13 protein-coding genes are annotated in these 14,619 nt (G+C 31.9%); 11 read left to right on the forward strand and 2 right to left on the reverse strand.

Features of this window, described 5'->3' with window-relative positions; genetic code table 11:
* The first annotated feature begins 22 nt into the window (after window positions 1-22).
* Together PBV87_RS07245 and PBV87_RS07250 are read left to right on the forward strand one after the other, a co-directional pair.
* On the forward strand, window positions 23-757 hold the full coding sequence (locus PBV87_RS07245; protein ID WP_053983383.1) for a YebC/PmpR family DNA-binding transcriptional regulator: 735 nt from the start codon (window positions 23-25) through the stop codon (window positions 755-757).
* A gap of 370 nt (window positions 758-1,127) precedes the next feature.
* Entirely contained in the window at window positions 1,128-1,388 is a 261-nt protein-coding gene (locus PBV87_RS07250) for a type II toxin-antitoxin system Phd/YefM family antitoxin (protein ID WP_053983384.1), read from the forward strand.
* 93 nt (window positions 1,389-1,481) lie between these two features.
* On the opposite strand, the gene PBV87_RS07255 is transcribed toward PBV87_RS07250, so the two are convergent.
* Both PBV87_RS07255 and PBV87_RS07260 read right to left on the reverse strand, forming a co-directional pair.
* Window positions 1,482-2,690 (reverse strand): Coenzyme F420 hydrogenase/dehydrogenase, beta subunit C-terminal domain, encoded by a 1,209-nt coding sequence (locus tag PBV87_RS07255; protein WP_271011675.1) that lies wholly within the window; start codon window positions 2,688-2,690, stop codon window positions 1,482-1,484.
* Between the two features lie 78 nt (window positions 2,691-2,768).
* A complete protein-coding gene (locus PBV87_RS07260) occupies window positions 2,769-4,619 on the reverse strand; it encodes a polysaccharide biosynthesis protein (RefSeq protein ID WP_271011676.1) in 1,851 nt (616 codons plus the stop codon).
* 177 nt (window positions 4,620-4,796) lie between these two features.
* On the opposite strand from PBV87_RS07260, the gene PBV87_RS07265 reads away from it, so the two are divergent.
* The 9 genes from PBV87_RS07265 to PBV87_RS07305 are packed head-to-tail and all read left to right on the forward strand — an operon-like array spanning window position 4,797 to window position 14,619.
* Window positions 4,797-5,477: a PIG-L deacetylase family protein gene (locus tag PBV87_RS07265; protein ID WP_271011677.1), complete on the forward strand. Its 681-nt coding sequence runs from the start codon at window positions 4,797-4,799 to the stop codon at window positions 5,475-5,477.
* Between the two features lie 10 nt (window positions 5,478-5,487).
* Complete coding sequence (locus tag PBV87_RS07270) at window positions 5,488-6,114, forward strand: sugar transferase (RefSeq protein WP_271011678.1); 627 nt, start codon at window positions 5,488-5,490, stop codon at window positions 6,112-6,114.
* Between the two features lie 15 nt (window positions 6,115-6,129).
* A complete protein-coding gene (locus PBV87_RS07275) occupies window positions 6,130-6,831 on the forward strand; it encodes a WbqC family protein (RefSeq protein ID WP_271011679.1) in 702 nt (233 codons plus the stop codon).
* On the forward strand, window positions 6,818-7,783 hold the full coding sequence (locus PBV87_RS07280; RefSeq protein WP_271011680.1) for a hypothetical protein: 966 nt from the start codon (window positions 6,818-6,820) through the stop codon (window positions 7,781-7,783). The genes PBV87_RS07275 and PBV87_RS07280 overlap by 14 nt, the downstream gene beginning before the upstream one ends.
* Window positions 7,784-7,788: 5 nt before the next feature.
* Window positions 7,789-8,949, forward strand: coding sequence for a glycosyltransferase (locus PBV87_RS07285; protein WP_271011681.1), 1,161 nt, complete (start codon window positions 7,789-7,791; stop codon window positions 8,947-8,949).
* On the forward strand, window positions 8,924-9,994 hold the full coding sequence (locus tag PBV87_RS07290; RefSeq protein WP_271011682.1) for a glycosyltransferase family 2 protein: 1,071 nt from the start codon (window positions 8,924-8,926) through the stop codon (window positions 9,992-9,994). Before PBV87_RS07285 ends, PBV87_RS07290 begins: the two co-directional genes overlap by 26 nt.
* A gap of 11 nt (window positions 9,995-10,005) precedes the next feature.
* Window positions 10,006-11,166 (forward strand): glycosyltransferase, encoded by a 1,161-nt coding sequence (locus PBV87_RS07295; protein ID WP_271011683.1) that lies wholly within the window; start codon window positions 10,006-10,008, stop codon window positions 11,164-11,166.
* Window positions 11,160-12,455, forward strand: a complete 1,296-nt coding sequence (locus PBV87_RS07300; protein WP_271011684.1) for a phospholipid carrier-dependent glycosyltransferase — start codon at window positions 11,160-11,162, stop codon at window positions 12,453-12,455. Before PBV87_RS07295 ends, PBV87_RS07300 begins: the two co-directional genes overlap by 7 nt.
* A 7-nt stretch (window positions 12,456-12,462) precedes the next feature.
* A complete protein-coding gene (locus tag PBV87_RS07305) occupies window positions 12,463-14,619 on the forward strand; it encodes a polysaccharide biosynthesis tyrosine autokinase (protein WP_271011685.1) in 2,157 nt (718 codons plus the stop codon).

A 14,619-nucleotide genomic window follows, 5' to 3' on the forward strand; every position in this document is an offset into this window, starting at 1 on the left:
AATTTAAGGAGGCTTATAATATATGTCAGGACATTCAAAGTTTGCCAATATTAAACATAAAAAGGGCAAAAATGATGCTGCAAAAGGAAAAATCTTTACAAAAATTGGTCGTGAAATTGCTGTAGCGGTAAAAGAAGGTGGCGGATCAGATCCTAGCATTAACCGTAAATTACGTGACGTTATTGCAAAAGCAAAATCAAATAACATGCCTAATGATACGATTCAAAGAAGTATCAAAAAAGCTGCTGGTGAAGATGGTTCTGTTACTTATGAACACATGACATATGAAGGTTATGGTCCAAATGGTGTTGCTGTTATCGTTGAAACACTTACAGATAACAAAAACCGTACAGCTGCAAACGTACGTGCTGCTTTCTCTAAAGGAAATGGTAATATGGGTACATCAGGCTGTGTAGCATTCATGTTTGACAAAAAGGGTCAAATCGTAATTGAAAGAGAAGCGACAGACATGGATGAGGACGAGCTTATGATGCTTGCAATTGAAGCTGGTGCAGAAGACTTCGAATCAGAAGAAGAAGGCTTCTCTATCACAACAGATCCAGAAGTATTCTCAGATGTATATGCTGCAATTGAAGCCGCAGGTATCGAAATGGCACAAGCAGAAATTACAATGGTTCCACAAACATCAGCTACAATTACAAATGAAGCTGACCTTAAAGCTTGGGATAAAATGATGGGACTTCTTGAAGATGATGATGATGTTCAAGAGGTGTACCATAACTATGAAGAAGAATAAGTTATAGATTAGCAGAATCACCTTTTTATAGCATGAATGAATGTTATAAAAAGGTGATTTTTTATTAAAAGAGCCTCTAATAAATAACTCAACATTAAATACTTATGTTTGAAGGATTACTATAAATTATAAAAGTGACTTAACTATATAGGGCTAATTGATTTGCAAATGACATAAAAAGACATTTATTGTTTAAAATATACAATCTAAAAGAATGTCTATTAGTCATTTTGTTTTATATTTCCAACGAAGATCTATTAAACAGAAAATTAATTCTTATAAATTGTTATTTATATACAAAATAATATAATATTTAGATTGTTATTATTGTTTAATTCTGTTATAATGAATGAACAAAGGAGGTGAAGAAATGCCAACAGTAAGGCCTATTGAAGATTTACAACAGCCAAATGAGATTTTTGAAATGTGCCATGAGAAAAAAGAACCTATCGTTTTGACAACAAAGGGATATGGAGATTTAGTTGTCATGAGTATCAAAACTTATGCACAGTTATTAGAAGGTAATCAGATAGATGCTATTTTATCTGTTTCCGATAAAAGTTATAAGGATGACATCAAGCGTTTAAATGCGAAAGCTTGTCTTTCAAGTTTAAGGAGAAAAACATTTTGAGTAGACTAATTTTATAACCCCCTATTTTCAGTATGATCCACTGAAAATAGGGGGTTTTGATTTTTGGTTCTTCCAAGATTCTTAGTTGTATAGCTATAATCGTTTTCTAAGATAACGACTAAGCTTATAAAAGGGTTTATATATACCCAATTTAAAAAGTAATTTTTTGAATGAAAGTTTTATTCTGTTGTATGTATCTTTAGGTTTTACATAGTTATTGAAAATTGTATATAGGTCCTTTTCACCTGCTTCAATTTCAGCTATAAATGCATCTCTCTCTAAAGGTTTAGGGTAAGGTCTTAGGAGATTTTGATTACCTTTAAAAATTTCTTCTCGTTCAACAGGTATAAAATGAACTCCTGATCTGATCTGTTCAAATAAGAAGCGACCTTGATTACTTAATACTAATATACAAGAAAGCCCTTTATCATCATCTATTTGATTATATTTTTTAGGAAGTTCCCAAAAGTCGCCTACAAGTAAATCCGCTTTCATTTTATCTCCTTTAAAAGTACATGAAAAACAACGCTCTCGTAAAATGAAACCTTTTAAGAAAGCTTTCATATAAAGGGCATCTACAGAGACATTGTAGCAAATTGTTTTATTTGAAGCAAAAGTAATCTTGTTAAAGAAGTTAGTCCATCCTAAAGTTTTATCTCTAAATTTATAATTGATGACTTTACCATATTGATTTTCTAATTTTTCAAGATATTGTTTCCAGATACTTGGAATAGCAACACCGTGGCAAATAACTCCCATCGTATACAAATTGGGTTGAGAGCCCACATAACGATAAAGTGCATCGAGTTGACAAGGTGTTCCTGTAAATAATACTTTATGATTCGCTTTTAAAAGGTGTTTGATTTCTTCATAGCAGTTCTTAGCTATGCTACCTATATATTTTGACCCCATCATTTTTAAAATATCCTCAGGTTTATTAGAAACAATATGTACGGGGAGCATTTGATTATCCCAAACACACCCACATACATAATCACCATTTTTAATAAATAAATCTGCTAATAGTTTGAATAATCCACCTGATGAACTGGCTAGACGTACTTTTTCATCCTTATTATAAGCAGCATAAGCATCAGCAGTACTTAAACTATTATTGCAAGAAGGGGGATTTAAATGAGGACAAATCCGATCACATTTACCACAATTTATACATAAATCTATTGCAACATTCGGTACTAAACTAGCTTCTACATTAGGTTTAAAGGTAATAGCTTGAGTGGGGCAGGATGTTTCACATAAACCACATGAATAGCAATCTTTATCAAAATCAAAATTAATCATGTTGAACCTCCTCAAACGTATTTTTCTGAAAGATGTTTTTATCTATTTATATTATTATATACATATATATATGAAAGATTATTTTTTAGCTTGTGTATAGGTAGGAACGATATGAGCCAGAGATTGTCTAATGGAATCGGGGTCTGCTAAAGAATGGGACAATTCTTCTAGCCTAATTAAAAGTTCGTTAAAATCAATAGTACTAGGCTGAGCAATGAAGATTTTATTAGAATCGGTTTTGCCAAGTCCTTCTTCGCTTAAGAGAAGTTCTTCATACAGTTTTTCACCTGGTCTAAGTCCTGTAAAAATAATGTCAATATCTTTGTAAGGTTCTAATCCAGAAAGTTTAATAAAGTTAAGTGCTAAATCATAAATCTTTACAGGTGCGCCCATATCTAATATAAAAATTTCTCCACCAGATGCAAAGGTCATGGCCTGTAAGATTAGACTAACAGCTTCAGGAATAGTCATAAAGTAACGAATAACTTCTGGATGTGTAACCGTTAGTGGTCCACCATGTTCTAATTGTTTTTTAAAAAGAGGTATAACACTCCCATTACTTCCTAATACATTACCAAATCGGACAGCTACATAGTCTGTATCAGATGTGGTTTGATTAATGGACTGTATAATCATTTCACATGCACGTTTTGTTGCACCCATTACATTAGTTGGATTAACAGCTTTATCTGTGGAGATAAAGACAAATTTTGATGTTTTATATTTCTTAGCACATAAGGCTACATTAAGTGTTCCAAAAATATTGTTTTTCACAGCTTCTTCAGGATTATCTTCCATAAGAGGAACATGTTTATGAGCAGCGGCATGAAAAACGACATGAGGTGAATAGGTTTTAAAGACATATTCTAATTTTTCTTTATCTCTCACAGAACCAATAATTATTTTTAAAGCAGTTTTAGAAATACCATTTAAGAGTAATTCATTTTGAATATCGTAAGCGTTATTTTCATAGATATCAAAGATAATTAGTAGCTTAGGATTGAACTTTAAGATTTGTCTACAGAGTTCAGAACCTATTGACCCCCCACCACCTGTAACAAGTATGGTACGATCTGAGAGCAGCGTAGATATAATATGATTATCTAAATGAATAGGATCTCTACAGAGTAAATCTTCTATATTGACTTGACGTATAGGTAATAAGTTTGTGGTAAGAGAGTGATCAAGACCTGGAAAAATCATGAGCTTGCAGGTAGTATGGCTACAAATATTTATAATTTCAGTAATACGCTTTTTTGAAGCAGAAGGAATAGCAATAATAATTTCTTCAATGTCATAGATACGAGCTAGTTGTGGTATCTGTTCAATATTTCCTAAAACAGGTATCCCAATAAGCCTATGGGATTGTTTAAGTTTAGAATCATCTACAGCGAGTATAATTTGTCTGTGTGAAGAGACTAGATTCATATCTTTAATCAAAATATTAGCAGCAGTTCCGGCTCCAACAAGCATAGTACGTATTGCACTATGTGTATCATGTATTGGAAATGTGTTGCGGTATAGAGCCTTTAAATGTCGATAACCATCAATTATAAGTCGAACACTAATACGACTACCTAATGTAAATAAGATAAGTATAAGAAGATAAATGAGATAAATACCATTAGGAAGAGAAATAGGATACACTTTTGTATATATATAAAATAAAAGAGTTGATAAAAGATTAGAAGCAATTAATTGAGTAAAATCATGAATGCTCATATAGCGTAGAAGACATTTGTAAACTTTAAAACAAAGATTAGTTGCAAGATTAATAAGTGATAAAACAAAAAAGATTTGAAGATAAATAGCCCAATAATCACCTGGTATACAAAAATCAAAATGTAGTAGTAGTGCCACTAAAAAGGCTACATTGACTAGAATCATATCTCCTATAAACAAGGTATATTGATAGACTTTTGAGAACATTTAAATTCCTCCTATTTTAGGTGCTTCTTTTCATTTTTATTATATGGACAATTATTTTATAAAGTGATTAATAAATGAAGTAAAATTTACAAAAATTTAAAAATAATGAACAAGTAATGTCATTTAAAAATATAATAGAATTGAAATATATGTTGATTTTTAGGAGGGGAATAAAAAATGTCTTACTTAATCGTTGTAGCTCATCCTGACGATGAAGTCCTAGGAGCTGGAGCTACGTTGGCAAAGCTTTCGGCAAAAGGAATAGAAACCAATGTTTGCATTCTATCGGTCAATGCGGATGCTAGAAATTATAGACCAGAGCTGGAAGAATTGGATAAAAATATAGAAGCTACTAGACAAGTATTAGGAATCAAGAAAATCTATAAAGGTAATTTTCCTAATATTAAGCTCAATACAGTATCTCACCTTGAATTAGTACAATTTATTGAAGCAGCCATCTTAGATTGTGGAGCAGATGTTTTAATCACCCATGATCCGTCTGATCTAAATAATGATCATTTACAAACTTCACTAGCTTGTCAAGCAGCAGCCAGATTGTTTCAAAGAATGCCTCATATAAAACCTTTAAAAGAACTTATGTTTATGGAAGTACCGTCTTCTACAGAATGGTCTTTAAATACAGGGGGAAAATTCACACCAAACTTATTTATAGAAGTAGGAGAGGAATATATTGATAAAAAGATAGAAGCGCTTAAACACTATATAGGTGTAATGAGGGACTATCCTCATCCAAGAAGTGAAGCTTTTATCAAAGCACAGGCAGTTTATCGTGGTGGTCAATCTGGTATAGCATATGCTGAAGCTTTTAATGTTGTTTTTAGAAGAATAGTAGAGTAGGTAGTGTCTTATGAAAGAGAATAAAGGACAATATTTCTTAAAAAGAGTATTTGATAAGTGTTTAGCTAGCTTTTTACTGGTGAGCATGAGCCCTTTTCTATTAATCGCTATCTTATTAATTAAGATAAATGATCCTACCAGTCCAGTTTTATTTAAACAAGTACGAATTGGTTATCAGTGCAAGTCTTTTATAATATTAAAGCTAAGAAGTATGACTAATGAAAGAGATGAAAAAGGAGACTTACTGCCAGATAATTTAAGGCTTAAGTGGTGGGGAAAGCTACTAAGAAAAACCAATATTGATGAAATGCCTCAAATGATTAATGTGTTAAAAGGTGAAATGTCATTGATTGGACCAAGACCTGTGCTTCCTTCAGATGTAGAGAACTTTAATGCTTATCAGCTTAGAAGACAAGAGGTGTTGCCAGGTATTTCAGGATGGGAAGCTGTAAATGAATGGAAAACACCAACGTGGGATAAGAAGTTTGAATATGATATTTACTATGTAGAAAACTTTTCACTCTGGTTAGATGCTAAGATCTTTTTAAAAACAATCTATGTGATTTTGTTTGCCAAAAGACCAAGTGATGATTATCGCCCCACACGTTTTAATGGAAATGATGATTTAACTAAATAAAAGGAGAGGGTGCTCGTGATTATTTCAATTCATCAGCCAGACTATATTCCTTATATTGGATATTTTTATAAAATAGCCTATTCGGATTTCTTCGTTTTTTTAGATGACGCTCAGTTTTCAACGGATAATATGCATCATTGGAATAATATAAAAACACCCCAAGGTGAACTCCGCCTTAAGGTACCTGTAGAGAATAAATTAGGCATGAAAATTAATGAAGTACGTACGAGAGACACCCTAAAGTGGAAAGAAAAACACCTTAAAACAATAGAAATGAACTATAAGCGAGCTCCATTCTTTGAGCAAATATTTTCGACCTTTTCCCAACTCCTTTTAAAAGAGTATAGTAGTCTAGCTGAGATGAATATTAACATTAATAGCTGGATTGCTAATAGTTTTAAACTGAATACACCATTGCTGTTGTCTTCTAATATGGGCATTACAACAACTAAAGAGACACGTGTAATCGATATTTGCAAAGTCCTAAATGGCAACACTTATTTATCTGGAAATGGTGCAAGAGCCTATCAAGTTCCTGAACATTTTGCTGATAATGGATTAACTTTAACCTATACAAATTATAAAGCCTTTGAATATCCTCAGCTCTGGAAAGATTTCATACCTAATTTATCTATTTTAGACTACATTTTTAATTGTGGATTTGATTGGACATTAATAGAAACCCATCTAGGGGGGAAGTTGGATGGAAATAGGTAGTTTTTTAGAATTGGCTTTTGATCAAGGTCATGAATATTACACAGGTCCTAATGTAGCTAGGCTTAACACGGGAAGGGCAGCCATTTATCATGCAATGTGTGTATTAGAATGTGATACGTTATGGTTACCTTATTATCAATGTGATACAGTACGAAACTTTTTAAAACAAAAAAATATTAAACTTAAATTTTATAAAATAGATTCTTATTTTAATCCTATTCATCTTAGTCCTTTAGAAGGAGAAGCTGTATTACTAGTTAATTACTTTGGTATTATGAGCAATAAGCGTATGCAGAGCCTGGCTTCTTTATATTCTCATGTCATTATAGATAATGCACAAGCTTTTTTTAGCGCACCTATTGAGCAGTGTTTAAATGTCTATTCGGCTAGAAAGTTTATTGGTGTACCGGATGGTGCTTATGTAATAGGAGAAAATGCCAATAGGCAGATGGACACATATGGTCAGGATTATTCTGCTGATACAAGCTTATTTTTGTTACAAAGGATAGAAAATGGATGTGAGGCCACTTATACTTCACGAATGATCAATGAAAAACGGCTTGATTATGCAGATGTTTTATGTATGTCAAAGTTAAGCCATACCATTTTAGATAGTGTAAATTATAAAATAAATAGAGAAAAACGGGTAGAAAATTTTAAACTTGCTAGGGGATTATTTGATGGTTTGAATCAGTTGGATGTGGGTACCTATTGGGATGATACTTGCATTCCTATGGTTTATCCCCTTGTTATAGAGAGGGATAACTTATTAGAAGAACTTCAAAAAAGTAAAGTATTTCAAGGGCATTGGTGGGGATACTTGCTTCACGAACTTCAAGAAGATACCTTTGAATATTATCTTTCACGCTATATTATTCCTATTACCATTGATCAACGATATGGTCAAGAAGCTTTAGAATTTATGGCAGCAATCATTAAAGAGGAGAGGTGATCTTGATGAAAAAAGTATTGCTCATTGCGCCAATGTCATCCGTACATGAACGTTTTAATCGCATCAATATAGAAGTTCTAAAAAGTTTAGGTTATGAACTTCATGTAGCAGCAAATTTTGAATGTGGATCTACGGAAGATTTACGTTATCATGCACGCTATAAAAATCTATTAGAAGAAGAAGGGATTATTGTTCATCAGATCCCTTTTTTTAGAAGTTCTTTAATCAAAAATATTAAAGCAATACAAGTATGCAAAAAACTATTTTCGAAGGAATGCTTTGACATGATTCATGTGCATACAGAGACTGGTGGCTTTATTACAAGGATTGCTTTACTTCATAATACCCAAACACGACTTATATATACGCCTCATGGCATGTCTTTTTATAAGGGAAGCTCTCTCAAGAGTTGGTTCTTTTATTATCCCATTGAAAAATGGATTTGTAAAAGAAGTAGTGCTAACTTGGCTATGAATCAAGAAGAATTTGCTGTACTCAAAAATTATCATTCAAGTACAGCTTATTTTGTACATGGAGTTGGTCTAGATATAAACAAAATCAGTAATCAACAGGTTAATCTGATACAAAAAAGACAAGAACTTGAGATACCGGAAGATGCATTTCTCATTTTATCCATTGGAGAGCTTAATAAAAATAAAAATCATGAGATAGTACTTAGGGCACTTGCTAAAATGAAGGATCTTAACTGGTACTATTTAATATGTGGGGAGGGATCACTTAAACAACATCTTGAAGCAGTAGCATTGTCTCTAGGCGTTTCAAACCAGGTTCTGCTTGCTGGATATAGACGTGATATACCTCAAATTATTAAAGTTGCAGATTTGTTTATTTTTCCTTCTTTTCATGAGGGATTACCAGTGTCTTTAATGGAAGCCATGGCTGGGGGATTGCCTATAATTTGTTCAAAAATACGAGGTAATGTAGATTTGATTACAGAGGGAGAGGGAGGCTATCTATGTCCTCCTGAGAGTATAGAGGCCTTTTATAAAGCACTTGTTACACTTAGATTTAATAAGGGCTTAATAGAGCATATGGGACAGAATAATTTAAATAGAATTCAAGACTTTACACAGGAGAAGGTTGCAAATGAATTAGAAAAAATTTATAAGGAGGTTCTATATGATGAAGAAGAATCCTTTAATTAGTATTATTGTCCCTGTGTACAATACAGAGAAATATCTAGAGACATGTCTTGAAAGTTTAGTAAATCAAAGTCTTTATGAGTTAGAAATTATTTGTGTAAATGATGGAAGCTTGGATAGAAGCTTAGAAGTGCTTAATAAGTATGCACAAAAGGATGGACGTATTCAAGTAATTACACAGAAAAATGGGGGGTTGTCTGCTGCTAGAAATACAGCACTAGATCAAGTAAAAGGTCAGTATGTTCTCTTTGTAGATAGCGATGATTGGATTGATACTATACTATGTGAACAGCTTTATCAAATAGCTACAAAGGAAAATGCAGATTGTGTAATGTGTTCTTATATAAAAGAATTTAAAAATCATTCTACAATTAATCACATTTTTGACAAGGCATACATAAGTTGGAATGAGCAAGCTATTCAATCTCAAATACGTAGAAAACTTTTTGGTCTCGTTGGAGAAGAGTTAGCAAAACCACAAGATGGAGATTTGATAGTTTCCGCATGTATGCAATTATTTAGAAGTACTCTTCTCCGAGACTTAAGATTTGTAGATAATAAGGTAATAGGAACAGAAGATGCATTATACCAAATTATGTTTTATAAAAAATGTAGAAAATTTGTGTATATAGATCAACCTCTCTATCATTATCGGAAAACAAATGAATCCTCTATTACCTCATCATATAATGCTACACTTTTTGAAAAATGGCAAAATCTCTATGATCTATTAGCAAGAGCAATTGAAGAAGAAAACTTAGAACCTAGCTATTTTGAAGCATTTTATAACAGGGTTGCTCTAGGAATGATTGGGTTAGGACTAAATGAACTTAAAGCTAAGCATAAGACAATGAATCAAAAGGCTACACGCCTTAAAGAAATACTGAATACTAAAAGATATAAAAATGCCTATGAAAAGCTTGAATTTACTTATTTACCTTTTAAGTGGAAAATATTTTTCTACCTGTGCAAATATCAAAAGACAATGCTTCTTGTCATCATGCTAGAGTGCATTGAATTTTTAAGAAAGAGAGTTAGACTTCCATAGGAGGAGATTTAATGATGGAAATATCAAAACCTATTAGAATATTAAATCTTTTTACTATCATGGACCGTGGTGGTTCAGAGACAATGGTTATGAACTTATATCGAAAAATAGATAGAAATAAGGTTCAATTTGATTTTATGGTCTATCATACTGAAAAAGGACAATATGATGATGAAATTGAAAGCCTAGGTGGGAAAATCTATCGTTTACCACCGTTAAAAGTACGCTATTATTTAAAATATATAAAAGCAGTTAAAACCTTTTTTGTAGAACATCCAGAATATAAGGTTATCCATGGACATATGGGAGAAATTGGATATTTTGTCTATAAAGAAGCTTACAGGCATCATGTTCCCGTAATCATTCTACATGCGCATAGTGGAAAATCTATTTCTTCAAAGTCTATGTCTTTAACCTTTATTGTAAAAACTAAAATTAAAACATGTGTTGAAAAGTTACTTAAAAAGTTATCAAAGCCTTATATAACAGATAATTTTGCTTGTGGAGCACAAGCAAAGGAAGAGTTTTTTGGTAAAGAGGATAGGAAAGTTATTATATTAAATAATGCGATTGATGCTCAAGCCTTTAGATATAATCCAGATGAAGCCGTTGAAATGAAAAAGAAATTAGGTCTTTACGGAAAGTATACGATAGGAAATGTAGCACGAATGGATAACCAAAAAAATCAATTGTTTTTATTGGAGATTTTTAGATATATTCATATGAAAGACCCAGAAACGACTTTAATTTTAGTTGGGGATGGCATATTAAAAAAACAAATAATAGAAAGAGTAAAGAAGTATCATCTTGAAGATGCAGTTACCTTAACAGGAGTTAGAAATAATGTATCAGAGTTTTTGCAAGTAATAGATGTCTTTGTATTTCCATCTCTTTTAGAGGGTGTACCAGTAGCTTGCATAGAGGCACAAGCAGCAGGTTTACCATGTATCTTATCAGAAGGCATTGCACAAGAAACAAGTATTACAAAAAATTGTCAATTTATTTCTTTAGAACAATCTGCTGAGTATTGGGGAGAAAAAATTCTTCAGTATAAGTACTTTGAAAGAAAAGATACCTCTCAAATAATTATAGATGCTGGTTATAATATCGATCAAACAGTACCTTGGCTACAAAACTACTATTTGGATAAATGGGAGCATATATCATGTTAGCCTATTTCGTAACCATTCTAGCGGAATTAGTGATATTAAGATTTATACAAAGTAATCCTATTCAAATAGATTCTACTGGACTGTGTTGGGGAATGATAGGTATAGCCTCTCTTGTATTTCTTATCACTATTATACAAGAAAAAGATAACAAATTTGTACTTACTATGATTGGTTCATACTTGTTTAGAATAAGTCTATTGATTTTTGATTTATATGGTAGAAACATTTTCGTACTCCCTAATAGTGGATTAGATTCAGAACTCTTTCAAAGGGAATCTTTATGCTATGCATTAAATGGTGGTGATGTAAGTATGACTGCCAAAACTTTTGGACTCTTCTATAGGTACTTTGGGGAGCATAGAATTTATCTCCAATATCTTAACTTGGTCCTCTCTATATTGACGCTGTATATTATATGGTTAATATTAAAGAAACTTGACCTGGACAAAAAAATTCGTCACACTGTGTTCTATATTACTGCATTCTTACCTAATTATGCGATCCTTTCTGTCATCCTACTACGTGAATCCATAATTATTTTTCTTTTAACATGTTCTATGTACTTTTTCGTAGAGTGGTGGAAACACCATAAAAATAGTGCGTTTATTTTAGCAGTCCTTCTCTCACTATTAGCAGCAATGTATCATTCTGGCGGTATTACAAATGCTGTTGGCTATGTGCTGATTTATATTTTATATGATACACGAGGCCAAAAATATCAACTCAGCTTTAAAACCTTCCTATTCAGCCTATTATTCTTTCTAGGGTTTTTCTATTTATTTAATCATTATGGCAACACTTTTTTTTCCTATGTAGACAATGTGAATTCACTTGATGATATTACACGTAAAGTTGTAGATGCTGGTGGTGGTGGCTCAGGATACGACTATATAGGGGGAGCCAACATAGATTCTCTAGGTGAACTTATTTTATATTCTCCTATTAGAATGTTCTATTTTATTGCATCTCCATTACCTTGGATGTGGAGAGGAATAAATGATATGATTGCCTTTTTATTTAGTGCTTTATTTTATTTAACTTCTTTATATATGGGATTCCAAGTATTGTTTCAAAGAATGCACAGTAAAAATAAAAACCTTATTTTTGCACTTATCCTTATATGCGTTATAGGAATGGCACTTTTTGCATGGGGAGTAAGTAATGCAGGAACAGCACTTAGACATAGAGATAAATTTTTGATTGATTATGTTATTTTATTTGCAGTAAGTTATCAAGAATATTTAAATAGCCATCATACAAAACATAAAATAACAACTAGAGGAGCGTGAGCACAAAATGGAGTCGGACTATGGTTTGTTTAAAAATACATTATATTTTGGAATTGCCAATATTGGTTCACGCTTAATTTATGTTATTCTTACACCACTTTATGCCTATGCATTAACTGCAGAAGAATATGGACTTTCTGACTTAATACAATCTACAGTTTTATTTTGTATGCCTTTATTTACCATACAAATCTCCAGTAGTGTTATGCGCTTTGCTATGGATAAAAACTATGAAAGAGGCAGTATCTTTCGAACTGCAATAAAAATTTTATTTCTTTCAACGGTGTTAGTAGGAGGGCTTACTGGAGGAATTGTAACATTTATGAACTTGAGTCCATATTATTTCTTTTTACCTATATTATATTTTTTTAGTGCGGCACAGGAAATTTTTTCTCAATTTTGTAAAGCTAATGACAAAGTCTTTCTATTTGCAATAGAAGGTATACTTTCTGCAAGTACATTACTTGTTTTTAATGCTTTATTTTTACTTGTTTTTAAGATGGGCGTATTAGGTTATATGCTTGCTATTGTTATATCCAATATTATATCTTTAGTGTTTCTTACAATCGGAGGAAAACTGGTTAAGTATTATAAAATAGGAAAAAAAGATAGAGCTCTTACGTATGAAATGATCCGTTATTCTTTACCACTTGTTCCTAGTAAAATATCATGGTGGATAATGAGTTTATCAGATCGTTATATTATAGGTGCTATTTGTGGTGTAGCAATGAGTGGTATGTATGCAATAGCCTATAAGATTTCTGGTATTTTAGATGTTTTTGTCAATATATTCATTCAAGCATGGCAAATCTCTATTATAAAGAGATATGAAAATAAAGATGAAAATAGTAGTGTCTATTGTAGTGATATATTTCATAAATACACAGCATTAATTTTTATAGCAGCAGCTTGTTTAATTATATTTATCAAGCCACTTGCAAAAATTCTTTTTACAAGTAGTTTTTTTGAAGCGTGGAAATATGTCCCCCTTCTAATAGTGGCTATATTATTTTCTAGCATTCAAAATTTTTTTGGTTCTATATATACTGCTGCAAAGGCGAGTAGTAAAGTTTTTTATAGTACTTTAGTAGGTGCTTTAATCAATCTTATACTCAACTTTTGTCTCATTCCTATATGGAATGTATATGGAGCAATTATATCTACCTGTATAAGCTATATGATTGTTGCATTTTATAGAATGATAGATTCTAGGCGTTATATAATTGTCAATGTATCTTATATGAAAATTTCTTATAGTACTCTATTATTAATAGCTCAAGCGATTAATATATCTGCAGAATATCCCTATAAATACTTTATCCATTTCGTCTTATTTACTTTACTCATTTTAACTTATAGAACAGAAATTAAAACAGTTATTAAAGCCACACTGGATTTTTTAGAACGACACTGTCCATTATTAAAACGTCATAATAAAGTTGATATAAGGAGGGGTATAATGAAAAAGTCAAACCAATATGCCATTTTGCAACCTAATACGGAAGACGAAATTAAGGAAGCTTATAAAATGGTAATGATGAATATTCAACATCTATTAGTAGAAGAATTAGGTAAAAAAATTGTTATATGTAGTGCAAATCCTCAAGAAGGTAAAACAACAACCTGTATGAATCTTGCAATAACCTTTGCAGAAGCAGGTAAAAAAGTAATTATAATTGATGGAAATTTTAGAGAATCTATGTTATCTACTCTTTTTAATCAAGATACCTCGGTAGGATTATCCAATTTACTAAATAATGAAGTTGCATTACAGGATGTAATAAAAGCAACCTCTTATCCAAACTTAAACTTTATTAGCACCGGGTATATTCCTTCTAATACTCTTGAACTTTTAAACTCCCATGAATTAAATCAAGTACTAAGAACACTGAGTTATCAATATATGTATATTTTTATAGATACACCTGCTCTTGACTATGCCGTTGATGGTGTGATATGGGCGACTAAAGCATCTGGAGTAATCATAGTTGGTAAACAAAATCAAACCAGTTATCAAAGTATTGAAGAAGTGGTAGAAAAGTTACAAAAAATGGATACGAAGATACTAGGAACAATTATTAATGAAGTGGATGTACCCAGTCATAAAAATTTCTCATTTAGTAGAGCGAGTAAAAATATAAAGATAGGTAGTGAGGAGGAATAG

The sequence above is a fragment of the Holtiella tumoricola genome, assembly GCF_027857615.1.
In the GTDB taxonomy this organism is placed as follows: Bacteria; Bacillota; Clostridia; order Lachnospirales; family Cellulosilyticaceae; genus Holtiella; species Holtiella tumoricola.